This window comes from Dickeya dadantii NCPPB 898 (genome assembly GCF_000406145.1).
In the GTDB taxonomy this organism is placed as follows: domain Bacteria; phylum Pseudomonadota; class Gammaproteobacteria; order Enterobacterales; family Enterobacteriaceae; genus Dickeya; species Dickeya dadantii.
The window spans coordinates 217,370-239,518 of the sequence record NZ_CM001976.1; the positions used below are offsets into that span (position 1 = coordinate 217,370).

24 protein-coding genes are annotated in these 22,149 nt (G+C 56.7%); 14 read left to right on the forward strand and 10 right to left on the reverse strand.

The features are described from left to right. Positions 1-17 precede the first annotated feature (17 nt). From DDA898_RS01435 to DDA898_RS01460, 6 genes are all read left to right on the forward strand, one after another. On the forward strand, positions 18-1,310 hold the full coding sequence (locus DDA898_RS01435; RefSeq protein ID WP_038909981.1) for a phage tail protein: 1,293 nt from the start codon (positions 18-20) through the stop codon (positions 1,308-1,310). A gap of 8 nt (positions 1,311-1,318) precedes the next feature. Then, complete coding sequence (locus DDA898_RS01440; RefSeq protein WP_038909983.1) at positions 1,319-1,696, forward strand: tail fiber assembly protein; 378 nt, start codon at positions 1,319-1,321, stop codon at positions 1,694-1,696. Between the two features lie 251 nt (positions 1,697-1,947). Continuing rightward, positions 1,948-3,132 carry a phage tail-collar fiber domain-containing protein gene (locus DDA898_RS01445; RefSeq protein WP_038909984.1) on the forward strand — a complete coding sequence of 395 codons (1,185 nt, stop codon included), beginning with the start codon at positions 1,948-1,950 and terminating at the stop codon, positions 3,130-3,132. Positions 3,133-3,161: 29 nt separating this feature from the next. Then, positions 3,162-3,752, forward strand: coding sequence for a tail fiber assembly protein (locus DDA898_RS01450; protein WP_438830409.1), 591 nt, complete (start codon positions 3,162-3,164; stop codon positions 3,750-3,752). Positions 3,753-4,056: 304 nt separating this feature from the next. Continuing rightward, on the forward strand, positions 4,057-5,415 hold the full coding sequence (locus DDA898_RS01455) for a phage tail protein (protein WP_038909986.1): 1,359 nt from the start codon (positions 4,057-4,059) through the stop codon (positions 5,413-5,415). Beyond that, entirely contained in the window at positions 5,412-5,807 is a 396-nt protein-coding gene (locus DDA898_RS01460; RefSeq protein WP_038909987.1) for a tail fiber assembly protein, read from the forward strand. Before DDA898_RS01455 ends, DDA898_RS01460 begins: the two co-directional genes overlap by 4 nt. On the opposite strand, the gene DDA898_RS01465 is transcribed toward DDA898_RS01460, so the two are convergent. Then, positions 5,804-6,268: an NUDIX hydrolase gene (locus tag DDA898_RS01465; RefSeq protein ID WP_038909988.1), complete on the reverse strand. Its 465-nt coding sequence runs from the start codon at positions 6,266-6,268 to the stop codon at positions 5,804-5,806. The two genes, DDA898_RS01460 and DDA898_RS01465, sit on opposite strands and share 4 nt — an antisense overlap. 202 nt (positions 6,269-6,470) lie before the next feature. On the opposite strand from DDA898_RS01465, the gene DDA898_RS01470 reads away from it, so the two are divergent. From DDA898_RS01470 to aguA, 5 genes are all read left to right on the forward strand, one after another. After that, positions 6,471-6,941, forward strand: a complete 471-nt coding sequence (locus tag DDA898_RS01470; protein ID WP_038909990.1) for a 2TM domain-containing protein — start codon at positions 6,471-6,473, stop codon at positions 6,939-6,941. A gap of 129 nt (positions 6,942-7,070) precedes the next feature. Then, positions 7,071-7,973: a CDF family cation-efflux transporter FieF gene (fieF, locus tag DDA898_RS01475; protein ID WP_038900009.1), complete on the forward strand. Its 903-nt coding sequence runs from the start codon at positions 7,071-7,073 to the stop codon at positions 7,971-7,973. 246 nt (positions 7,974-8,219) lie between these two features. Next, a complete protein-coding gene (gene pfkA, locus DDA898_RS01480) occupies positions 8,220-9,182 on the forward strand; it encodes a 6-phosphofructokinase (RefSeq protein ID WP_013315881.1) in 963 nt (320 codons plus the stop codon). Between the two features lie 316 nt (positions 9,183-9,498). Then, positions 9,499-10,383 (forward strand): N-carbamoylputrescine amidase, encoded by an 885-nt coding sequence (gene aguB, locus DDA898_RS01485; protein ID WP_038909991.1) that lies wholly within the window; start codon positions 9,499-9,501, stop codon positions 10,381-10,383. A 3-nt stretch (positions 10,384-10,386) separates the two neighbouring features. Then, positions 10,387-11,487, forward strand: a complete 1,101-nt coding sequence (gene aguA / locus DDA898_RS01490) for an agmatine deiminase (protein WP_038909992.1) — start codon at positions 10,387-10,389, stop codon at positions 11,485-11,487. A 94-nt stretch (positions 11,488-11,581) separates the two neighbouring features. Here aguA and phoA read toward each other — a convergent pair whose 3' ends face one another. From phoA to DDA898_RS01505, 3 genes are all read right to left on the reverse strand, one after another. Further along, positions 11,582-13,021 carry an alkaline phosphatase gene (gene phoA, locus DDA898_RS01495; RefSeq protein WP_038909993.1) on the reverse strand — a complete coding sequence of 480 codons (1,440 nt, stop codon included), beginning with the start codon at positions 13,019-13,021 and terminating at the stop codon, positions 11,582-11,584. A 152-nt stretch (positions 13,022-13,173) separates the two neighbouring features. Further along, complete coding sequence (tpiA, locus tag DDA898_RS01500) at positions 13,174-13,944, reverse strand: triose-phosphate isomerase (RefSeq protein ID WP_038909994.1); 771 nt, start codon at positions 13,942-13,944, stop codon at positions 13,174-13,176. A gap of 141 nt (positions 13,945-14,085) precedes the next feature. Next, positions 14,086-14,682, reverse strand: a complete 597-nt coding sequence (locus DDA898_RS01505; RefSeq protein ID WP_033111518.1) for a DUF1454 family protein — start codon at positions 14,680-14,682, stop codon at positions 14,086-14,088. Positions 14,683-14,826: 144 nt separating this feature from the next. On the opposite strand from DDA898_RS01505, the gene DDA898_RS01510 reads away from it, so the two are divergent. Next, complete coding sequence (locus DDA898_RS01510; RefSeq protein WP_013315887.1) at positions 14,827-15,252, forward strand: DUF805 domain-containing protein; 426 nt, start codon at positions 14,827-14,829, stop codon at positions 15,250-15,252. Positions 15,253-15,265: 13 nt separating this feature from the next. On the opposite strand, the gene fpr is transcribed toward DDA898_RS01510, so the two are convergent. The 4 genes from fpr to DDA898_RS01530 form a co-directional block, all read right to left on the reverse strand. Continuing rightward, a complete protein-coding gene (gene fpr / locus DDA898_RS01515; protein WP_038909995.1) occupies positions 15,266-16,012 on the reverse strand; it encodes a ferredoxin--NADP(+) reductase in 747 nt (248 codons plus the stop codon). A 109-nt stretch (positions 16,013-16,121) separates the two neighbouring features. After that, the gene (gene glpX / locus DDA898_RS01520) at positions 16,122-17,132 is read right to left on the reverse strand and encodes a class II fructose-bisphosphatase (RefSeq protein WP_038909996.1); all 1,011 of its coding nucleotides are present in this window, start codon (positions 17,130-17,132) and stop codon (positions 16,122-16,124) included. Positions 17,133-17,264: 132 nt separating this feature from the next. Next, a complete protein-coding gene (gene glpK, locus DDA898_RS01525; RefSeq protein WP_013315890.1) occupies positions 17,265-18,776 on the reverse strand; it encodes a glycerol kinase GlpK in 1,512 nt (503 codons plus the stop codon). Between the two features lie 27 nt (positions 18,777-18,803). Beyond that, complete coding sequence (locus DDA898_RS01530; RefSeq protein WP_038909997.1) at positions 18,804-19,655, reverse strand: MIP/aquaporin family protein; 852 nt, start codon at positions 19,653-19,655, stop codon at positions 18,804-18,806. 182 nt (positions 19,656-19,837) lie between these two features. Between DDA898_RS01530 and DDA898_RS23335 the strand changes: the two genes are divergently transcribed. Both DDA898_RS23335 and zapB read left to right on the forward strand, forming a co-directional pair. Then, a complete protein-coding gene (locus tag DDA898_RS23335; protein WP_161624721.1) occupies positions 19,838-20,104 on the forward strand; it encodes a hypothetical protein in 267 nt (88 codons plus the stop codon). A 105-nt stretch (positions 20,105-20,209) separates the two neighbouring features. Continuing rightward, positions 20,210-20,452, forward strand: a complete 243-nt coding sequence (gene zapB / locus DDA898_RS01535; RefSeq protein WP_013315893.1) for a cell division protein ZapB — start codon at positions 20,210-20,212, stop codon at positions 20,450-20,452. 65 nt (positions 20,453-20,517) lie between these two features. Here the strand turns inward: zapB and rraA are convergent, their stop codons facing one another. Together rraA and DDA898_RS01545 are read right to left on the reverse strand one after the other, a co-directional pair. Beyond that, positions 20,518-21,003, reverse strand: coding sequence for a ribonuclease E activity regulator RraA (gene rraA, locus DDA898_RS01540; RefSeq protein ID WP_013315894.1), 486 nt, complete (start codon positions 21,001-21,003; stop codon positions 20,518-20,520). Between the two features lie 158 nt (positions 21,004-21,161). Further along, on the reverse strand, positions 21,162-22,079 hold the full coding sequence (locus DDA898_RS01545; protein WP_033111519.1) for a 1,4-dihydroxy-2-naphthoate polyprenyltransferase: 918 nt from the start codon (positions 22,077-22,079) through the stop codon (positions 21,162-21,164). Positions 22,080-22,149 lie beyond the last annotated feature (70 nt).

The window sequence follows — 22,149 nt, forward strand, 5'->3', positions numbered from 1 at the left end:
TCCTGCAGAGAGCAAATATGGGTATTAAATACGTTACATTGCTTACCCGGGTCGGCGAGGTCAAACTGGCAGCATCGATCTTGACCGGAAAACCACTGCAAATTGCCCAAATGGGGGTGGGAGATGGCGGCGGTACTCTGCCGACGCCGGATGCGACACAGACCAAACTGGTTAATGAGAAACGGCGTGGTGCCATCAATTCACTGACGATTGATCCCAACAACACCAACCAGATTATTGCCGAACAGGTGATCCCGGAAAATGAAGGTGGGTTTTGGTTACGCGAAATCGGCCTGTATGATGTGGATGGTGATCTGATTGCAGTCGGTAATTGCCCGGAAACCTATAAGCCGGAATTGAAGGAAGGCTCCGGTCGGGTACAGACGGTACGCATGATTCTGATTGTGAGCCATACTGATGCGGTGATGATGACGTTTGACCCAACGGTGGCGCTGGCAAGCCGGCAATATGTCGATGACAAGACATTATCCTCGCTAGCGTATACCGACACGAACGTGATCGAAGTTAAATCGTATACTGACAACTTGTTAGCGGAGCATATTGCTGCGGCCGATCCGCACAAACAATATGCGCCGATTGATAGCCCGGTATTTGTTGGTAACCCCACTGCGCCGACACCGCCTTTCTTTGATGCCGACACCAGTATCGCCACCACCGCGTTTGTACAACGTGCGTTGGGAAATATGAAATCAGCGTTTGGCGTCAGGGAAAATAAGGTACTTACCAGTGATGCCTTTGGCTGTTTCATCGAGTCGCAAATAGCCGGTATCACGATTACGTTGCCTGATGCATCACTTTGTCCTGGCGGAGTCATTGAGTTTAATAATATTTCCAATGGCGCAGTTACTGTTTCTGGCGCGAGTGTAGATATTCTCGGACCGAATAATCCATCTGGTTCGAAGATGTTGAAAATTCAAAGTGGCGTAAATGTAAAATTTCTTTCCACTGGGCCGCAATGGAGAGCGATAGGTGGAGTAGGGATTGCTGGTGCAGGATTGAATGGTTATCAGGTGTTGCCATCTGGTATTATTATTCAATGGGGTGTTGGAAAAACGTTAGCAGCAGGTGTTATTAATCAAACATTCCCTATTGTATATCCCAATAATTTTTTCTCAGTAGTCATTACAGAAAATAATTCCGTTGGGTGGAATTACACTGGTGTGACTGTCTATGGGCAAAGCAATAGTACCAAGGAAATGTTAAAAGGGTATGGTGCTTTTGTCCGTAATGGTGGTTCTGTCGAATTTTCTTCTGATATCTCTTATCAATTTATTGCGATAGGGAACTGAGGTGTAATATGTTTTATTCCAAGTCAAATAGTGGTTTTTATAGTAAAGACGTTAATGGCGCTAACATTCCCGATGATGCTGTTGAAATTAGTGATGATTATTATCAACATTTATTGAATGAGCAGGCGCTTGGCAACACGATTATTTTTGATGAATTGGCGAAAAAACCTATCGCCGTTACCCCGGCCCCCGTATCAGAAACTCAGTTGGCTGAAGCAGCACGGCGGCAGCGTGACAATTTATTGATCGCCAGCGATTGGACCCAGGTGCCGGATGCGCCGGTTGATCAGCAAGCCTGGCGTTCTTATCGTGCAGTATTGCGTCAGGTGCCGGAACAAACAGGTTTTCCTCACAATGTAGAGTGGCCGGTGTCGCCTGGAAAATAAATAAAAGCGCACTTTATTCACGCTCTCCGCTTTGTTTCATTTTTTCCCGCCTTTACGGCGGGTTTATTTTTAATTACATGTTGTGTCATGGCCGACACAACGCCAGCCATACGACACGATGCTATCCCCTTTGGATAATGTTGTCTGAAACAGCAATAGAATGGAATGCGTTGCAAATACTGGTGGCTATTTTTTCAGGCAATTATTGCAACGTCAGTGACACTTTTAGGCGACATAAGGGGATACTGATTATGGCAGTGAAATATATGGCATTGCTTACTCATGTGGGAACGACGAAATTGGCGAATGCCACTGCGTTGGGAAAAACGCTGGATATTACACATATGGGGGTAGGTGATGGAGGTGGAAATCCGACAACGCCAGATCCTGCTCAAACGGCATTGGTTAATGAAAAACGTCGTGCTCCACTAAATTATCTGAGTGTGGATCCGGCTAATCCCAACCAGATTATTGCCGAACAGGTGATTCCGGAAAATGAAGGCGGATTCTGGCTGCGTGAGATCGGTTTGTATGACGCGGATGGCGATCTGATTGCGGTGGCCAACTGCCCGGAAACCTATAAGCCGGAACTGAAGGAAGGGTCTGGCCGGGTACAGACGGTGCGCATGATTCTGATTGTTAGCCATACCGATGCGGTGGCGTTGAAGTTTGACCCAGCGGTGGCGCTGGCAAGCCGGCAATATGTCGATGACAAGACATTATCCGCGCTGGCGTATACCGACACGAACGTGATCGAAGTTAAATCGTATGCTGACAACTTGTTGGCGGAGCATATTGCTGCGACCAATCCGCACAAGCAATATGCGCCGATTGTCAGCCCGGCGTTAACCGGTATTCCCACCGCGCCGACAGCGGTGGCAGGAACCAATACGACACAACTGGCAACCACTGCGTTTGTTGCTGGCGCTATTGATTTGCTATCAGGTAAAACAGACAACAACGTCAAACTAAAACTGGATATTAACGACATCGTTGGTATTCCATTGCCGTGGCCGCAGGCTACCGCCCCGGCGGGCTGGCTTAAATGTAACGGTCAAGCGTTTGATAAAAATCGCTACCCGCGGCTGGCGCAGGTTTATCCGTCAGGTGTATTGCCGGATTTACGCGGCGAATTTATTCGTGGTTGGGATGATGGGCGAGGAGTAGATACCGGGCGCGCTATTTTGTCAGCACAAACGGGATCACTCATCGTTGGCGATATTGCCAACAATATTAACATGGCGACGCTGAATAATGTTGGCGAAGCAGCGACAAAAGCCAATGTAGGCTGGGATACCGCTGAATTGACCTCAGCCAAATATCCGTCCATCCGGGTTAACGTTGTGTCTGGTCAAACGGCGACTGATCCCTATCCATATTGTGGTGTCGCCCGCCCCCGCAACCTCGCCTTTAACTACATCGTGAGGGCGGCGTGATGACGGTCCCGACACAGGAAGCATGCGCTATGCTGACGGCCGAGGGGCTGGCGTCCCGTGCAGGCTGGTTACGGGTGTATCATGCGGATACGGTAACCCGTGAATATGATGGCTACAGCGAGGAATATCTGATGTTGGGAACAGGGATTCCGGCGCACAGTTATGCTGATGGGCCGCCGCAATCTGTGGCGGAAGGGCAAACGCTGCGCCGTTCGTCCGATGGTCTACGGTGGGAACTGATACCAGATCTTCGCGGGCGGACTGTCTACGATACACAGACGCGCCAGCCGCAGGTGGTGAGTGAGCTGGGGCCGTTGCCCATCAGTCTGACCCTGCTGCTGCCTGCCAGCGAGTTTGACTGCTGGAATGGTGTGCAATGGGTGACCGATATCGCCGCTCATCAGGCAAGTCTGGCGCAGTCGGCGCGGCAGGAGCGCGATACCCGGCGTCAGGTTGCGCATGACCGTATCCGGGAACTGACCTATGCGCAGGAACTGGAGATGGCCACCGAACAGGAAATCCGGGCGCTTAAGGACTGGAAAATCTATCTGGTGCAGTTAAGCCACATCGACCCGACCCATGCGCCGGATATTGACTGGCCGACCATACCAACAAACTGATTTGAATCTGTCGTGATACCCGTTCGGAATAACAACGCTCTGTTATTCCGAACGGGTTGTTTTTTATTGGCCTCTCTGACCGGCTGTTTATCCCCTTGCTTCTTAATGAGATCTTCATCTTGCTGGCAGGCATCAATAGCTTTGTTGTGCCATCGTCGTCACACCCTTGTGAACGGGTGATTTTACTGGCTATCAGCATAATGGTTGTCAGAAGGCAGACAGGACAATCAGCACTTGCCGTGCTTTGATCCTCCCCTGCAGCTGCCTGACCTTTTTCTTTAAAATCATGCTGATGAGAGAATCGATGGGGACCAAATATTTCACCTTGCTCACCCAGATGGGTGAGAAAAAACTGGCGGCTGCGATAGCCGCAGGAAAACCGCTGGAGCTGGTACAAATGGGGGTGGGGGATGGCAACGGTGTACTCCCCGCCCCGGATTCGGTACAGACCAGACTGGTTAATGAAAGACGGCGTGGGGCCATCAATTCACTAACGGTCGATCCGGATAATGCCAGCCAAATGATTGCCGAACAGGTGATCCCGGAAAATGAAGGCGGGTTCTGGCTGCGTGAAATCGGTCTGTACGATGTGGATGGCGATCTGATCGCGGTCGGCAACTGCCCGGAAACCTATAAGCCAGAATTGAAGGAAGGTTCCGGTCGGGTACAGACGGTACGCATGATTCTGATTGTCAGTCGCACCGATGCGGTGACGCTGAAGTTTGACCCGACGGTGGCGCTGGCGACACGGCGTTATGCGGATACGTTGCTGGCCGATCATGTGGCAGCAATGAATCCGCACAAGCAGTATGCACCGATTGAAAGCCCGGTTTTTACCGGTAGTCCTACGGCACCGACACCAACGGCAGGCGATAACAGTAAAAAGCTGGCAACAACGGAATTCGTCGCTGTCGGGCTATCAGGGAAAATGGATAAAAATCAGAACGGTGCTGATATCCAGGATCCTGCCCAGTTTGTCAAAAACCTTGGTTTAGAAAGTCGCTTTGCAGGCCGCATCCTGCGCATAAAAAAAATCACCTCAAGCCAGAACTATCAATGGCCTGATGATGTGTCTGCTATCGATGTCACCATTTGCGGTGCGGGCGGTGGTGGTGGTGCGGCGGCGGCATCCGCACAGAATTATCACTCGGCTGGGTCTGGCGGTGGCGCGGGTGGCTGTGCACGATCTTTTTATCGTAAAGGTGACATTCCTGCGTTGATCTATCTGGAGGTCGGAGCAGGCGGTATAGGCGGTGTAGACGCGACATATGAACCGGGGTTGGGTGGCGCGACGAAATTTGGAACGTTAATGACGGCGAACGGGGGGTCAAGAGGTGCTAACGGTATTGCGATTGCAATCGGTATGTCCGTCTTGATTGGTAACGGCGGTGGGGGTAATGCGTCTGGTGGGAATCTTGTCGCGGGTTTTGGCGGCTCAGGTACGCCTGCGATGTTTTTCAATAGTGGCTATGAATCCGGTGCGGGCGGTGATTCTGTTTTTTCATTTGGTGTACCGCCGATTGCATCAAATGCGCCTATAGGCGGATTTGATGGCGTAGATGGTGCTGGCGGTAGTGGCGGATATACGGTACCCGCAGGAGCCAGTGCTAAAGGCGGCAATGGCGGTAATGGCGTTATCATGATTGTGGAGTATTCAGCATGAGTAAAATATACGCGGTAATCGAGAACGGCGTGGTGATTAATACCGTGGTCTGGGATAGCGATGTTGAGGCTGACTGGAAGCCGCAGAATGGCGCGTTAATCGATATTTCATCAGAGCGTGTCGGTGTCGGTTATTTGTATTCTGACGGCGTGTTTACTCCACCCGAGAAACGCCGCGATGAATATATTGCGGACGCCACGCTACAAAAAACGCAGCTATTGTCAGAAGCGCAAAAAGCGATAGCAAACTGGCAGACCGACCTACTGCTGGGAATTATTTCTGACGATGATAAAAACCGGTTGGCCCGTTGGCGCGAGTACATGAAACAAATTGACGCTATTGATGTGCAGACCGCCCCAGCTATCAACTGGCCAATTCCCCCAGTCTCCTAACTGGATGTAGATGCCTTGCCCGCAGCCGGCCACAGCATCTCAACCAACTGCTCTGGATAGACTTGGTCCTGCGTGGCCAGCAGTTCATCGCGGCTCCACCAGTGGTGGTCCCGCATCACTTCCCGTTCATGTGCTGTCCATGCGTCAGTGTGGATGGCGCTGTCTGCAACGTGGATGACAAAAAACCGTTCATCGGCAATCACGGTGTCCCCGTTGGGCATCGCCATGTTAAAGGTTTGGGCAGCGAGGCAGGGGCCGGGGTCCTGGCGGCGGATGCCGGTTTCTTCCCACAGCTCCCGCAGCGCCGCTTGCTCAAAGCTTTCTCCGCTTTCCACTGCGCCGCCCGGCGTGGCCCAATAACGTTTCCCGGCAAGGGCATCACGAGTATGGTGAAACAGGAATAGCAACACCCGTTGTTCAGGATTGAGGATCAGCAGGCGTGAGGCAGGTCGGCGTTTCATAAGGTTTCCTGGCGTATATCTGGTCGTCAGTATTTTCCCCGTCATCTGAAGTGATGTCCATGCCGGCAGGCGAAATCCGCATGATGGCGCGGTTGCCGGTGTATGTCGGGCAACTGTCGGGTTGCTGTCCGGTTACTGTCGTGGTGTATTGGCGGGGGCTGGCGCAGGCTGTTAGCAGGGTTTAATACAACAGGAGTACATCATGAATACGATCAAATCACAGCGTCTTGCCCGCGCCTGGTCTCAGGAACAACTGGCTGAACTGTCTGCATTGAGCGTCAGAACCATCCAGCGGATCGAAAATGGGGAACGCGCCAGTCTGGAAACGCTCAGCGCCATTGCCGCCGCGTTTGGCGTTAACGTGACGGCGCTGATGGAGGAAGACAGCGAGCAGGCGGTGAGCGGCGAATCGCTGGCGCAGCGTATTGAGCTGGCCAGAACGCAGGTCGGGCAGGAGAGCCGTTTCTGGCGCAGCCTGCTGCTGTTTGTGCTGGTGAATGCGCTGTTGTTTGCCGTCAATCTGTTGGTCAACCCGCAAACGCACTGGTTCTTATGGCCGTTGTTGATTTGGGGCGGTGTGCTGGCGATTCGGGCGGCGCGGGTTTTCTGGCTGCGCGATCGCTGGTCGCGCTGGGAACAGGAGCGGTTGCAGAAAATTCTACGCAAGCCATAAACCTGTCATCATTGAACGCTGTGCTTATGTTGGGAAACCGGAATTTATCGGGAAACCGGAAGTAAAGTGTCACGGTTTTCCCGCGTCAGAATTCGGTATACTGGCCCCCTCGTTTGGATGGAATAGTGTATGAATTCTCATTACGCACGTCTGGTGACGACAGCCGCTTTTTTGGCTACCGCCACGGCGTTATCGTTATTTGGTCTGAAGGTGTACGCCTGGTGGTACACCGGTTCAGTCAGTTTGCTGGCGTCGCTGGTTGATTCGCTGGTGGATATCGCGGCGTCGCTGGTCAATCTGCTGGTGGTGCGGTATTCGTTGCAACCCGCCGATACGGAACATACGTTCGGGCATGGCAAAGCCGAGTCGCTGGCCGCGCTGGCGCAGAGCATGTTCATTTCTGGTTCGGCGCTATTTTTGTTATTGACCGGCGCCCAGCATCTGATTACCCCGCAGCCGTTGCAAGGGCCTGAACTGGGGATGTGGATTACGATCATTGCGCTGGTGGCGACAGGGCTGCTGGTCAGTTTCCAGCGTTGGGTGATCCGTAAGACTCATAGTCAGGCGGTGCGGGCGGATATGCTGCATTACCAGTCGGACGTCCTGATGAATGGCGCGATTTTGCTGTCGCTGGCGTTGAGCTGGAAGGGAATTAATTGGGCCGATGCGGTGTTCGCGCTGGGGATCGGCGTCTATATTTTAGGCAGCGCGTTGCGAATGGCGTATGAGGCTATTCAGGCGCTGTTGGATCGAGCCTTGCCGGACGAGGAGCGGCAGGAAATCATCAATATTGTGTCCTCATGGCCGGGCGTAAGCGGCGCGCATCAGCTGCGGACTCGCCGTTCAGGCCCGACCCGCTTTATCCAACTGCATCTCGAAATGGCGGATAACCTGCCGCTGGTGGAATCACATCAGATTGCGGACGAACTGGAGCAGGCGTTGCTCAAGCGTTTTCCCGGTTCAGACGTTATCATTCATCAGGATCCCGTCTCGGTGGTGCCACAGGAACAGCGTGGTCGTTGGGTGCTTTAAGTCCACGGCGCATGACTGTGAGGTTGCGCCTTTCAGGGTGAGCGAACAGGCGGGAGAACACCGCCGATATCCGAAAGTGTTGTAAAAATGTGATATGCGATAGATCTTTATGGGGTATCAGGCCTGACCTGAATCAATTCAGCTGTGGGTATTTGTTATAATATGCTGATAAACGGTTAGGCTTTGTCCTGTGAGCCTTGAGATAGAAGAATCTGCGAATTTACATCTACAAATCCAGAGGTTGTCATGATTAAAAAAATCGGAGTACTGACGAGCGGTGGCGATGCGCCGGGAATGAATGCGGCCATTCGTGGCGTGGTGCGAGCAGGGTTAGCGGAAAACCTGGACGTATACGGCATCTATGATGGCTATCTGGGTTTGTACGAAGATCGCATGGTGCAGTTGGACCGCTATAGCGTGTCGGACGTGATCAACCGCGGCGGCACGTTCCTCGGGTCCGCCCGTTTTCCGGCGTTCCGCGAAGAAGCGGTGCGTCAGGTGTGCGTGGAAAACATGAAAAAACGTGGCCTGGACGCGCTGGTGGTGATCGGCGGCGACGGTTCCTACATGGGGGCCAAACGCCTGACGGAAATGGGTTTCCCCTGCATCGGCCTGCCGGGCACCATTGATAACGACGTTGCCGGCACCGACTACACCATCGGTTATTTCACCGCGCTGGAAACCGTGGTGGAAGCGATTGACCGCCTGCGTGACACCTCGTCTTCGCACCAGCGCATTTCCATCGTGGAAGTGATGGGCCGCCATTGCGGCGATCTGACGCTGGCGGCGGCGATTGCCGGCGGCTGTGAATTCATCGTCTTGCCGGAAGTGGATTTCAAACCGGAAGATTTGGTTGAAGAGATCAAAGCCGGCATCGCCAAAGGTAAAAAGCACGCCATCGTGGCGATTACCGAACTGGTGTGCGATGTGGACGAACTGGCGCGCTACATTGAACAGGAAACCGAACGCGAAACCCGCGCCACCGTACTGGGCCACATCCAGCGCGGCGGATCGCCGGTGGCGTACGACCGTATCCTCGCCTCCCGCATGGGCGCGTACTCCATCGAACTGCTGCAACAGGGCTACGGTGGCCGCTGCGTCGGGATCCAGAATGAAAAACTGGTCCATCATGATATTATCGACGCCATCGAGAACATGAAGCGCCCGTTCAAAGGCGATTGGCTCAACACCGCCAAGAAGCTGTTCTGATGTGTGCCCGGCGACGGCCGGGACGAAAAAGCAAATCCCGCTCTTCAGGGCGGGATTTCTTATTGGGAAACAGCAAACGGCCAAACCATTGGCGAACGATACGCGTGCCGGCGGTCGGTGACGGGCTGAACCGTGCATCCTCACCGTCATGATTCGCTGGCATAATGGCGCCGCCGCAGTGCCGCGTCACGCATAACGGCGTTCGCCGGGCGCCGGGTGAGTTGTTGACCTAAACTTTTTACCAGACTCTTGCTATTACCCACACCGCTGGTGGCGCAGGCATGAGCACCCATACAGAAATTATTGAGGTTTTCGCATGACAAAAGTTACCGTTGCCGCCACGCAGATGGCCTGCACCTGGGATTTGCCAAAAAATATCGAAAACGCCGAAAGGCTGGTGCGTCAGGCGCATGCTCAGGGGGCACAAATCATTCTGATTCAGGAACTGTTTGCCGCGCCTTATTTCTGCATCGACCAGAGCCCGGAGCATTATGCGCTGGCGCAGGAGCTGGCAACCAGCCCGTTAATCAAACACTTCTCCGCGCTGGCGGCCGAGCTGGAAGTGGTGCTGCCGCTGAGCCTCTTCGAGCGCGCCAATAACGCCTACTACAATTCGCTGGTGATGATCGACGCCGACGGCAGCGTGCTGGATGTGTATCGCAAAACCCATATTCCGAACGGCCCGGCCTATCAGGAAAAACAGTTCTTTATTCCGGGCGACACCGGTTTCAAAGTGTGGCAGACCCGCTACGCCAAAATAGGCGTGGGCATCTGCTGGGATCAATGGTTCCCGGAAACCGCCCGTTGCCTGGCGCTCAAAGGCGCTGAGCTGATTTTCTACCCGACCGCCATCGGTTCCGAACCGGCGTACCCGGACATCGACAGCCAGCCGCACTGGACCCGCGTACAGCAGGGCCATGCCGCCGCCAACCTGGTTCCGGTGATCGCCTCCAACCGTATCGGTACCGAAGCCAGCAAATACATCGACGGTCTGGAAATGACCTTCTACGGCTCGTCGTTCATCGCCGATCAAACCGGTGCGCTGGTGGCGCAGGCCAACAAGACGGATGAAGCGGTGCTGGTGCACGAGTTCGATCTGGATGCCATTGCCGCGCAGCGCGCTTCCTGGGGACTGTTCCGCGATCGCCGTCCGGACATGTACGGCGTAATCGGCACGTCTGACGGCAAGACCTGGAGATAAGTGATGTCTGAACTGACCACGCCGTTGCAGGACGGTTTCTCCATGCCGGCGGAATGGGCGCCGCACGACGCCGTGTGGATGTTGTGGCCGTATCGCCGCGACAACTGGCGTTCGCAAGGGGATGCCATTCCGGCTCAGCGAACCTTTGCCGCCGTCGCCGCCGCTATTGCGCAGACCACGCCGGTTATCATGGGCGTGCCGCGCGACCAGATGGCGCTGGCCAAAAGCGTCATGCCGGCCGGCGTCACGCTGGTGGAGATGGAAAGCGACGACGCCTGGATGCGCGACACCGGGCCAACCGTGGTGCTGAACGACGCCGGCGAGCGCCGTGGCGTCGACTGGCAGTTCAACGCCTGGGGCGGCGCCTTGGGCGGGCTGTACGAAGACTGGCGTCGTGACGAAAAGGTCGCGGCGCAGGTGCTGGCGTATCACGGCGATGCGCGTTACGCCGCCCCGCTGATTCTGGAAGGCGGCTCCATCCACACCGATGGCGAAGGCACGTTGCTGACCACCGCCGAATGCCTGCTGAACCCGAACCGCAATCCGCACCTGAACAAGGCGCAGATTGAACAGCTGCTGCGGGATTATCTCGGCGTCTCCGCCTTTATCTGGCTGGAAGAGGGCGTGTATAACGACGAAACCGACGGTCACATCGACAACATGTGCTGTTTTGTGCGCCCCGGCGAAGTGGCGCTGCATTGGACCGACGATGAAACCGACCCGCAGTACGCCCGCTCTCAGGCGGCGTATCAGGTGCTGTCGCAGGCGAAAGATGCGCAAGGCCGGTCGCTGAAAATCTGGAAACTGCCGGCGCCTGGCCCGCTGTACGCCACGCCGGAAGAGGCGGCAGGGGTGACCGACGGTAACGCCATTGAACGTAACGCCGGGTCGCGGCTGGCGGGGTCGTACGTCAATTTCCTGATCAGCAACCAGCAGATCATTTACCCGCTGCTGGATGAACGCACCGACGCCGAGGCCCATGCGCTGTTGCAACAGATGTTCCCAGGCTATCTGGTAAGCGGCGTGCCAGCCCGCGAGATCCTGCTGGGCGGCGGCAACATCCACTGCATCACGCAGCAAATTCCGGCGGCGAAATCGGTGTAATGTAACACGTTGTTATTTATCAGATAAAAAGGCAGGTTTCGTACCTGCCTTTTTTATGATTGCGGATCGACGGATACGCTGTCGAATGTCGGGATTATTTCAGTCCCATCGCGTTTTTCATGGTGTAGAACAGGTCGGTCTGGTCGGTCAGACCCACCACGTTGGCGGCGTGCGGACCGTAGGCGGCGATGCGCAGCTGGGTGCCGGTATGGCCCTGCGACTCTTCTTCCGAGTTGCCGTAGCTGATGGTCATCACTGCGTCATCTTTGGTGTTCAGCGCCTGCGTCAGGCCCGGTGCTTTGGAGCCGTTTTCGACGATCTGGCTGGAGTGGGCGTGGTCGGCGGTGACGATCACCAGCGTGTTACCGTCGCGGCGGGCGAATTCCAATGCTTTCTGCACCGCTTCGTCCAGATCCACCGTTTCACCGAACTGACCGCACGGGTTGGCGGCGTGGTCCTGCTTGTCGATAGACGCGCCTTCCACCTGCAGGAAGAAACCGTTTTTGTTCTTGCTCAACAGCTGGATGGCTTTATCGGTCATCTGCGCCAGTGTCGGTACGCTGGCGCCGCGTTGGGCGTTGGGTTCACAGGTTACTACTGGTTTATCGAGGTTGCCGTGGTAGCTGGCTTTCGGCCCCTGCCAGCGCACCGGCATGTTGCCGTCGGCGAACAGGCCCAGCACTGGCTTGCTCTGGCTGGCGGCGGTAACGGCATTCATGCCGTCCAGATCGGTTACGAGGTGGTAGCCCAGCGCGTCCGCCTGTTCTTTCAGGCTCTTACCCTGATATTTACCGGCTTTGGCGATTTCTTTGAAGGTGGCTGCGCCGCCGCCCAGCGTGACATCGGCGCGGGTAACCAGCAACTGTTCGGCGATGGAGCCGCGACCGCCGTTTTCCAGCGCGTTGGTCGGGCACTGCTGGCTGGTTTTTTCCGGGCCGTAGCATTTGCGCGATGTCACGTGAGACACCATCGCCGCCGGCGTGGCGTCTTCCAGTTCGGCGGTGGAGACGTTACCGGTGGCTTTGCCCGCCGCTTTGGCGATTTCAATCAGCGTCTTATGGTCTTTGCCGTCCACGTCCACGCCCAGCGCGCCGTTGTAGGTTTTGACGCCGCTGGACCAGGCGGTGGCCGATGCGGCGGAGTCGGTGACGTAGTCCGGTTTGCGGGTTTTTTTGTCCAGCGAGTAATGGGTGTACTGACCGGTCAGCGGCAAGGCGTCGATGCCTTTGAAGAAGCCGCCCGCGCCCAGCGCGTAGTTACGTGCGGCGGTGATTTCCGAGTCGCCCATGCCGTCGCCAATCAGCAGAATCACGTTTTTGGCGGTTTTCGCGTTGAGCGAGGCTTTCAGCATCTCGGTCTGATCGGCGCTCAGGCGACGCGCGCCGCCGGGCTGAGTGATGTCGCCCTGAGCCTGACGGTGGTAATCGGCGCTGGCGGCCAGTGCGCTGCCGGCGATAAGCGTCATCATCAGAGAAGAGAGCAGGGGTTTGCAGATCAGAGTCTTGCGGATCAAAGCCTTACGGGTCATGGTCATTCACTCGCGGTTAAATTAAGTAACAAATAAACATGTGCGGTAAAACCTAGACAGAGAAAATGACAGAATGATGAACGTGGCGGGAATGGGTGAAAAAAGACATAAAAAAACGGCTCCAGACGGGAGCCGTTGTGCGGTATCAGCGGGGCTGATCAGGCCTGGCTTTTGGCTTCGGCGGCCGCTTTGACGATGACGGCGAAGGCGTCGGCTTTCAGCGACGCGCCGCCAACCAGCGCGCCGTCGATGTCCGGCTGGGTGAAGAGTTCAGCGGCGTTGGCGGCATTGACCGACCCGCCGTACTGAATGATTACCTGCTCGGCTACCGCGGCATCCTGCTTAGCGATGTGGTTACGGATAAATTTGTGCACCGCCTGCGCCTGCGCCGGGGTAGCGGATTTGCCGGTGCCGATGGCCCAGACCGGCTCGTAGGCAATCACGGTGTTTTCGAACGCTTTCGCGCCCAGCGTGTTCAGCACGGCATCCAGTTGACGCGCGCAGACGGCTTCGGTCTGGCCGGCTTCGTTTTCGGCTTCGGTTTCACCGATGCACAGTACCGGAATCAGGCCGGTTTCTTTCAGCACGGCGAATTTTTTAGCGATGAACTCGTCGCTTTCGTGATGATAAGTGCGGCGTTCGGAGTGGCCGATGATGATGTATTGGGCGCCGATGTCTTTCAGCATGGCGGCGGAGGTTTCACCGGTGAAGGCGCCGGCAAGGTTGACGTCCACGTTCTGGGCACCCAGAGCAATGCGGCTGCCTGCCAGCAGGTGTTTAGCTTGATCCAGATAAATAGCCGGCGGCGCGATGGCCACGCCGCAACCGGTGACGGCGCTCAATTCGTTGCGCAGGCCGGCAATCAGTTCGTGAACCATGCTGGTGCTGCCGTTCAGCTTCCAGTTGCCCATGACTAAGGGATGTCGCATCTTGTTTCCTCCAGGCGAATTGCCAGTTAATCAATACATGGCTGCGTCAGGCAGCCAATCTGACGATGATACAGAACTGACGATAGTATAGAGTCGAAATGGCACGGTGGCTCTGTTTTTCGTGCCTAATTCTCGATGTGATCACGAATCAGATAGCGCTAGCTTAATCGGTTCAACAGCGAAAGTTAGCCCCTTTTCGCCGTGATCCGCCACGACGTAGCGCAGCGCTCCCTCCGTTTGCTGGTAAAAGCGCTGACCTTTGCCTTTTTCCAGCAGCATTTCGATCTTTTTCAGGCTTTGCTCGTTGGTTAACGACGGCATAAAAGTGCGCACCAGCGCCGCCATGTAGCCGATAGCCTGCTTGCGTCGCCCGCTTTGGTCGGTGTCTTTCGGTTTGGGCAGCCAGGTAATCTGCATGGTTTTTATCTTGCCGGTGCCTTTTTCCAGCGCGGTGGAAGAATACAGGTGATCGTTGATGCGGCTGGCGGCGCGCGTCAGGTTGGGCGAGTCATCGCCGGTATCGATCACCCGGTATTCGTTAATCGGCAACGATGGGTTGCTCAGGTTATAGCGGGTGCGAAACTGTATGATGTTCATATCGAACGTGGGAGAGCCTGACAGCAGATAGGGCGCGGCGGTCGGGGGTTTTTGCTGGAACAGGCCGTCACTCCGGGCAAACGGGGTACAGAGTAGGCCGGCAGACAGGCAACAAACAATCAACAGGGCATTTTTCATCATCAATTCATTAGTATCGTCACTTATCGTTGGCATGCTGTGTGATTAAAACGGGATTCGGGATCGATTGTCAAAACGTGCGGTAAAAAAGGCCGCCTGACTTAAGGTAAACTCATGCCGTAGAACCGCATTCGGGGATGGAAGGTGATGACGATACAACAATGGTGTTTTTCGTTTCGCGGCCGCGTTGGCCGCCGGGATTTCTGGTTAGGAATGGCGATCGTGCTGGCGCTGATGGTGGGGTTGTTCATGTTGGCCGGGACCGGCTGGCTGGAAACCCAGAACGCGGCGTTCGTGCTGGTGGTGTTGATGTGGCCGCTGGCGGCGATACTGGTCAAACGGCTGCATGACCGCAACAAAAGCGGCTGGTGGGCATTACTGCTGGTGGTGGCCTGGATGCTGGGCAACGGCAACTGGGCGATGCTGCCGCCGCTCGGTCAGTGGGGGCTGGGGCGTTTTCTGCCGACGTTGATTGCCGTGATGATGCTGCTGGATTGCGGCGCGTTTGTCGGTACGAGTGGCGCGAACCGTTTCGGACCGGCAGCGGAGCCGTTGCGGCTCCGCGCTTCCTGAATCTCGTCCGTGGTTACCAGTAGTGCTCGCTGGTCATATGGCCGGGACGACGGCGCAGGTGTTTGCTCATCTGCCGCGTGTCTTTGAGCAACTGCTGGGTGTCCCGCACCATCTGCGGGTTGCCGCACAGCATCACGTGGCTGGTCGCCGCGTCCATCGGCAGGCCGACCGCCGCTTCCAGCGCACCGCTTTCAATCAACGCCGGCACACGGCCGGTGAGCGAACCGGGCTGCTCCTCGCGGCTGACCACGGTCTGGATGCGCAGCTTGCCGTCATAGCGTTGTTCCAACTGTTGCATCAGCGGCAGAAAACTCAGGTCACGGGCGAAGCGGGCGGCGTGCACCAGCACGATATGTTTAAAGCGTTCCAGACCGCGTCCTTCCTGCAGAATCGACAGATACGGGCCGATGGCGGTGCCGGTCGCCAGCATCCACAGGGTGTCGCAATCCGGGATTTCGTCGAGCACGAAGAAGCCGGCGGCCTCCTGCGTCACCAAGACCTCATCGCCCGGCTGGCAACGGTGCAGATGCGGGCTGAGCTTGCCGTCCGGTACGTTGACCAGATAAAACTCCAGCAGCGTGTCGCTGGGGGCGTTGACGTATGAATAGGCACGCTGTACCCGCTCGCCGCCCAGTTCCAGCGCCAGCTTGGCGAACTGCCCGGCGGTAAACGGCGCCACCGGCGCTTCCAGCCGCAGACTGAATAAGTTTTCCGTCCAGTGTTCAACCTGAATAACCTTGCCGGTCACCCACTCTGCCATGGTTCTATGCTCCTGTTTTGATCTCTCGGGTGTCGCAGGGCTGCACGCAGCCAGACCTTACGATACGCGATCTGTTAACAACAGTGAAACAATTCGTGCCTTGCCGCGGCTACAGCAGAAAGGCGTGCAGCGCCTGATCTTTACGGTCCAGATAATGAGTGGAACTGATGCGGCGGATGGTGCGCGACTTGCCGCGGATCAGCAGCGTTTCGGTGGTGGCGATGTTGCCGCGGCGGGAAATGCCGTTGAGCAGGTCGCCCTTGGTGATGCCGGTGGCGGAAAAGATCACGTTGTCGTTGCGCGCCATGTCGTCCAGCATCAGCACCTTGCCGGCTTCGATGCCCATTTCACGGCAGCGCGCCAGCTCTTGTTCGCCCAGCCGGCGGTTTTCCGCATTGTCTTCCTTCACCTGATGACGGGCCAGCAAACGCCCCTGCATGTCGCCATCCAGCGCGCGGATCACCGCCGCCGAGATCACACCTTCCGGCGCGCCGCCGATGCCGTAGAGCACATCGACCTCGCTTTCCGGCATGCAGGTCAGAATTGAGGCGGCCACGTCTCCATCAGGAATGGCGAACACTTTTACGCCCAGTCGCTGCATGTCGGCGATCACCCGATCGTGGCGCGGTTTGGCCAGCGTGATCACGGTCAGTTCGCTGAGCGGCTTGCCCAATCGTTCCGCTACCCGTTTCAGGTTGTCTTCCAGCGGGCGGTCAAGGTCGATAGCGCCTTTGGCCTGCGGGCCGACAATCAGCTTTTCCATGTACATGTCGGGCGCGTGCAGGAAAGTTCCCTGTTCGCCTACCGCCAGCACCGCCAGCGCGTTCGCCTGCCCCATCGCCGTCATGCGAGTGCCTTCGATCGGATCGACGGCGATGTCCACCGCGTCGCCGCGCCCAGTGCCTACCTGCTCGCCGATGTAGAGCATCGGCGCTTCATCGATTTCACCTTCGCCGATGACGATTTGACCGTTGATGTCGACCTGATTGAGCATGATGCGCATCGCCTGCACCGCGGCGTTGTCGGCGGCGTTCTTATCGCCACGGCCCAGCCATTTGTAGCCGGCCAGCGCGGCCGCTTCGGTAACGCGGGAGAATTCGATGGCTAATTCACGTTTCATGGATACCTGTCTTGAACGGGGAGTAAAGGAGTAGTCGGGGCATTATGGTAGCACAGGCGTAATGGCGGACGGGGGGGAGAGGGAAAGGAAAAAGGGCGCGATAGCCGCGCCCGATCAAGGATAGCGATGATTTTACTCGTCGTGTTCTTCCCACGCGCGGGCGCGTTCCACCGCTTTTTGCCAGCCACGGTAACGGAAGTTGCGCTCCACGGTTTCGATGCTGGGACGGAACTCCCGTTCGATGGCGGTCTTGCTCTTCACTTCATCCAGATCATTCCAGAAACCGGTCGCCAGGCCAGCCAGGAATGCCGCGCCCAGCGCGGTGGATTCACGCACCTGCGGACGCTCGACGCGAGTACCCAGAATGTCGGACTGGAACTGCATCAGGAAGTTGTTGGCGACCGCGCCGCCGTCCACCCGCAGCGATTGCAGACGCGTATCGGCGTCGGCCTGCATCGCGTCCAGTACGTCGCGGGTCTGGTAGGCGATGGACTCCAGCGTGGCGCGGATGATGTGGTTGGCGTTAACGCCGCGGGTCAGGCCGAAAATCGCGCCGCGGGCGTACGGGTCCCAGTACGGTGCGCCCAGGCCGGTGAACGCCGGTACCACATAGACGCCGTTGCTGTCTTTCACCTTGGTGGCGAAGTATTCGGAGTCCATCGCGTCGCCAATCAGTTTCAGTTCGTCACGCAGCCACTGGATCGACGCGCCGCCGATAAACACCGCGCCTTCCAGCGCATAGTTCACTTCGCCGCGCGGGCCGCAGGCGATGGTGGTCAGCAGGCCGTGTCTGGAGCGTACCGCTTCGGTGCCGGTGTTCATCAGCAGGAAACAGCCGGTGCCGTAGGTGTTTTTCGCCATGCCGGGATGGACGCACAGTTGGCCGTACAGCGCCGCCTGCTGGTCGCCGGCGATACCGGCGATGGGAATGCGGGTGCCGCCTTTGCCGCCGATGTTGGTCTGGCCGTAAATCTCGGAAGACGGGCGCACCTGCGGCAGCATGGCGCGCGGGATATCCAGCACTTCCAGCATGCGTTCGTCCCAGTCGAGCTTATGGATGTTGAACAGCATGGTGCGGGAGGCGTTGGTGTAATCAGTGACGTGGACGCGGCCCTGAGTCATTTTCCAGATAAGCCAGGTGTCGATCGTGCCGAACAGCAGCTCGCCGCGGCGGGCGCGTTCACGCGACCCTTCGACATGGTCGAGGATCCATTTGACCTTGGTACCGGAGAAATACGGGTCGACCACCAGACCGGTGTTAGCGCGGATGTACTCTTCCAGCCCGTCTTTTTTCAGCTTTTCGCAGATGTCGGCGGAGCGGCGGCATTGCCACACAATCGCGTTGTAGATGGGTTTGCCGGTGTCTTTTTCCCATACTACGGCGGTTTCACGCTGGTTGGTGATGCCGATGCCTGCGACTTCGTCGCTGCTGATGCCGGCTTTCGCCAGCGCTTCCACCAGCGTAGAGCTTTGCGAGGCCCAGATTTCCATTGGGTCGTGTTCTACCCAGCCCGCTTTGGGGTAGATCTGGGTAAATTCCCGCTGGGATACGCTGACGATGTTGGCGTCATGGTCCAGCACGACAGCCCGTGAGCTGGTGGTTCCCTGGTCGAGCGCGACGATGTATTTTTTTTCCTGGTTCATAAACGTAATCCTGTTAGCGGAGTAGGGTTAGACCTTACGGGTTTGAGCTGACGCTGCCGTGTCGGTATCTGTGTCTGTGGCGCAGACATCGCAGGGCAGGTTGCGGCCAATCAGGGAGCGATAGCCAAATGCGCCCAGACAGGCGCCGACAATCGGGCCGAAAATCGGTATCAGTATATAAGGGATATCGCGTCCGCCGGTCAGCGCGATCTTGCCCCAGCCGGCGAAATAGGCAAACAGCTTCGGACCGGCATCACGCGCCGGGTTCATGGCAAATCCGGTCAACGGCCCCATGGAGGCGCCAATGACCGCGATCAAAATACCGATCAACAGCGGTGCCAGCGGCCCGCGCGGGATGCCGTTGCCGTCGTCGGTCAACGCCAGAATCAGGCACATCAGAATGGCGGTGATGACCGTTTCCACCAGAAACGCCTGCAGCACCGAAATGTGCGGGTTGGGGTAGGTGGAGAAGATGCCTGCCAGATCGAGGCTTTCCACACTGCCGCGCACCATGTTGTGCGTCTGCTCGATGTTGTCGAACAGGTTGTGGTAGAGGCCGTAGACCAGCGCGGCCGAGCAGAACGCGCCGGCCACCTGTGAGACGATGTAAGGTAGCACCTTGCGGCCATCGAAGCAGGCAAACAGCCACAGGGCAATGGTCACCGCCGGATTGAGGTGGGCGCCGGAAATCGCGGCGGTCAGGTAGATCGCCATCGCGACACCCAACCCCCAAATAATGCTGATTTCCCATAGCCCCAGACTGGCGCCTGCCAGTTTCAGAGCCGCGACACAGCCAACGCCAAAGAAAATCAACAGGCCAGTACCGAGAAACTCGGCAATGCACTGGCCTTTAAGGGTAGAAAGTTCAGATTGACTCATAATGCTTGTTCCTGCTTATAGGCTACAGCATGGATGGTTGACGCAGGTCGATGGAATAACCTGCGCGTTTTTGGTCTGTCTCGTCACTCCTGAGAAGATTCACGGCCAGACTCTTTTTTGTATTTCGGATGTGAATTTATCGTTAATGTTCGAAAACGAGAAATATCGAAATCAAAATGTGTGTGACACGTCAAGAAAATGCGCGCATTCGCGTAATTAGCGAAAAAATGCCCCTCTGCCCTTCCGGGCCGGTGTTAACAGGGGTGTTAAATGCATTAACATTAGTGCTGTTTAATAATGATCCGGGTGATTTTCAGTCTGTGCTGATAGCGCATGAGCGAAAAAGCAGGCAGAGTCGCTGTTTTACCGGCGGTGTGCTGGACACGCCTGATCCGGCTACATACAATTTGGCTGGCGTTTACGTCGGGCGCGCCAGCGCCGGGGTGTGAAGGGCCGCGAGACATCTGTTTGCGAGATGCCGTCCGTGACACGCCCGTTCGTGGTACATCTGCGTTAACCGGCTTATGCCGTGCGATCAAAAGGGGTTAGAAGTTATGTCATTTGAAGTGTTTGAGAAGCTGGAAGCGAAAGTTCAGCAGGCGATTGACACGATCACGCTGTTGCAGATGGAAATCGAAGAGCTGAAAGAGAAGAACAATACGTTGTCGCAGGAAGTGGAGAGTATGGCGGGCAACCGTGATGCGCTGATGCGCGAGAACGAGCAGCTAAAGCAGGAACAGCTGGTATGGCAAGAGCGCCTGCGTGCGCTGCTGGGTAAAATGGAAGACGTTCAGTAATCGCCGAAGTCAGACTGACGGGAGGCGCACAGGGCGTCCGTTGACGCCCTTGGGTATTTAGCCCGTTATTCCAGATCGAGCGGATCTTCGGACAGGATGATGCCGGTATTGTCGGCGTACAGATGGTCACCAGAGAAGAAGGTCACGCCGCCGAAATTCACCCGGATATCGGTTTCGCCGATGCCTTCACTGGCCGCCCCCGCTGGGGTCGCCGCCATCGCCTGAATGCCGATGTCCAGTTCCGACAGGTCGTCGACCTGACGCACCGCACCGTACACCACGATGCCTTCCCACTCGTTCTGCGTAGCCAGACGCGCCAGTTCAGCATTAACCAGCGCCCGGCGAACGGAGCCGCCGCCGTCGACCAGCAGCACGCGTCCGCTGCCGTTTTCTTCCAGCACGTCGAACAGCAGGCCATTATCCTCAAAGCATTTCACCGTGATGATTTTGCCGCCGAATGAACTACGCCCGCCAAAGTTGGAGAAAAGAGGCTCAACCACATTGACCTCTTCATGATAGATATCACACAGTTCGGAAGTATCGTATTTCATAGGAGTAATGTCTGTTGCCGCTGGAAGTGTGAGACTGAGTATATCCCTTTCTGTTTGTTGTTGGCAAAATCATCAACCGCGGCTTTGACCCGCATCAGTAATCGGTAGTGATTTTGCCAGCCCGGACAACCTGTTACTCAGCTCTGGCGGGCGATCGCCTAGCTCAGCAGCACGCCCACCGCGAACAGCAGATTGGTGAGCAACGCGCCCTTCACGGTTTTTTCCAGCATCGGACGCATACTGAACGCGGTGGTTTCCCGCATCACGTAGCGCCCTTGTTTCACCAATAGCGGCAGCGCCAGAATAAACAACCAGCCGGCCAGCGTATGCAGATAAAGCATGGCGAACAGCGCCAGACAGACCGGCGCCGTCATCAGCAACACCATGTGGTAGCGCCGGGCTTTGTGAGCGCCGAGCCGCACCGCCAGCGTGTTCTTGCCGTTTTCCCGGTCGCTGTCGATATCGCGCAGGTTGTTGATGTTGAGCACCGCGACGGCCAGCAGGCCGCAGGCGGTCGCGGGCAGAATCACGCTGCTGTCGAAGTGACCGGTTTGCAGGTAGTACGAGCCGGCCACGCTTAGCCAGCCGAAAAAGATCAGCACCGAGATGTCGCCAAGCCCGATATAGCCATACGGTTTATTGCCGACGGTATAGGTAATGGCGGCCAGAATCGCCAACAGGCCGAGCGCCAGAAACACCACGATATCCACCGGCTTTTCGCAGGCCAGCGCTACCAACGCGCTGCCGGAGATTGCCGTCAGCGTCACGGTAATGAGCAGCGCCTTACGCAGCTCCGGCAGGCTGATGGCACCGGTCTGGATGCCGCGTAGCGGGCCGATGCGGTCTTCCTTGTCGCTGCCTTTCACGGCATCGCCATAGTCATTAGCCAGATTGGAGAGGATTTGCAACAGGCCGGCGGTAATCAGCGTCAGCAGCGCCACGCCGGGCTTGAAGTTGCTGTGCCAGCAGGCGATGACGGTGCCGGTAACGATGGAGGCAAAAGCCAGCGGCAGCGTCTTGGGACGCAGGCTGTCCAGCCAGGCTTGGGTTTTGCTGCTATGTGTCAATTGGGTCATGGTGTCAATTGGGTCATGGTGTTAATGGGCCATGGTATCAGCCAGATTGTGGCGCGTTCAGTTCTGAAAA

What these genes read in the sequence shown, in the direction of transcription:
- zapB (WP_013315893.1), top strand. Translation starts at nt 20,210, where the DNA reads ATGTCATTTGAAGTGTTTGAGAAGCTGGAAGCGAAAGTTCAGCAGGCG.
- DDA898_RS01445 (WP_038909984.1), top strand. Translation starts at nt 1,948, where the DNA reads ATGGCAGTGAAATATATGGCATTGCTTACTCATGTGGGAACGACGAAA.
- DDA898_RS01460 (WP_038909987.1), top strand. Translation starts at nt 5,412, where the DNA reads ATGAGTAAAATATACGCGGTAATCGAGAACGGCGTGGTGATTAATACC.
- DDA898_RS01530 (WP_038909997.1), bottom strand. Translation starts at nt 19,655, where the DNA reads ATGAGTCAATCTGAACTTTCTACCCTTAAAGGCCAGTGCATTGCCGAG.
- DDA898_RS01470 (WP_038909990.1), top strand. Translation starts at nt 6,471, where the DNA reads ATGAATACGATCAAATCACAGCGTCTTGCCCGCGCCTGGTCTCAGGAA.
- DDA898_RS01545 (WP_033111519.1), bottom strand. Translation starts at nt 22,079, where the DNA reads ATGACCCAATTGACACATAGCAGCAAAACCCAAGCCTGGCTGGACAGC.
- DDA898_RS01510 (WP_013315887.1), top strand. Translation starts at nt 14,827, where the DNA reads ATGACGATACAACAATGGTGTTTTTCGTTTCGCGGCCGCGTTGGCCGC.
- DDA898_RS01435 (WP_038909981.1), top strand. Translation starts at nt 18, where the DNA reads ATGGGTATTAAATACGTTACATTGCTTACCCGGGTCGGCGAGGTCAAA.
- DDA898_RS01505 (WP_033111518.1), bottom strand. Translation starts at nt 14,682, where the DNA reads ATGATGAAAAATGCCCTGTTGATTGTTTGTTGCCTGTCTGCCGGCCTA.
- fpr (WP_038909995.1), bottom strand. Translation starts at nt 16,012, where the DNA reads ATGGCAGAGTGGGTGACCGGCAAGGTTATTCAGGTTGAACACTGGACG.
- glpX (WP_038909996.1), bottom strand. Translation starts at nt 17,132, where the DNA reads ATGAAACGTGAATTAGCCATCGAATTCTCCCGCGTTACCGAAGCGGCC.
- DDA898_RS01450 (WP_438830409.1), top strand. Translation starts at nt 3,162, where the DNA reads ATGCTGACGGCCGAGGGGCTGGCGTCCCGTGCAGGCTGGTTACGGGTG.
- glpK (WP_013315890.1), bottom strand. Translation starts at nt 18,776, where the DNA reads ATGAACCAGGAAAAAAAATACATCGTCGCGCTCGACCAGGGAACCACC.
- fieF (WP_038900009.1), top strand. Translation starts at nt 7,071, where the DNA reads ATGAATTCTCATTACGCACGTCTGGTGACGACAGCCGCTTTTTTGGCT.
- pfkA (WP_013315881.1), top strand. Translation starts at nt 8,220, where the DNA reads ATGATTAAAAAAATCGGAGTACTGACGAGCGGTGGCGATGCGCCGGGA.
- aguB (WP_038909991.1), top strand. Translation starts at nt 9,499, where the DNA reads ATGACAAAAGTTACCGTTGCCGCCACGCAGATGGCCTGCACCTGGGAT.
- aguA (WP_038909992.1), top strand. Translation starts at nt 10,387, where the DNA reads ATGTCTGAACTGACCACGCCGTTGCAGGACGGTTTCTCCATGCCGGCG.
- rraA (WP_013315894.1), bottom strand. Translation starts at nt 21,003, where the DNA reads ATGAAATACGATACTTCCGAACTGTGTGATATCTATCATGAAGAGGTC.
- tpiA (WP_038909994.1), bottom strand. Translation starts at nt 13,944, where the DNA reads ATGCGACATCCCTTAGTCATGGGCAACTGGAAGCTGAACGGCAGCACC.
- DDA898_RS01440 (WP_038909983.1), top strand. Translation starts at nt 1,319, where the DNA reads ATGTTTTATTCCAAGTCAAATAGTGGTTTTTATAGTAAAGACGTTAAT.
- DDA898_RS01465 (WP_038909988.1), bottom strand. Translation starts at nt 6,268, where the DNA reads ATGAAACGCCGACCTGCCTCACGCCTGCTGATCCTCAATCCTGAACAA.
- phoA (WP_038909993.1), bottom strand. Translation starts at nt 13,021, where the DNA reads ATGACCATGACCCGTAAGGCTTTGATCCGCAAGACTCTGATCTGCAAA.
- DDA898_RS01455 (WP_038909986.1), top strand. Translation starts at nt 4,057, where the DNA reads ATGGGGACCAAATATTTCACCTTGCTCACCCAGATGGGTGAGAAAAAA.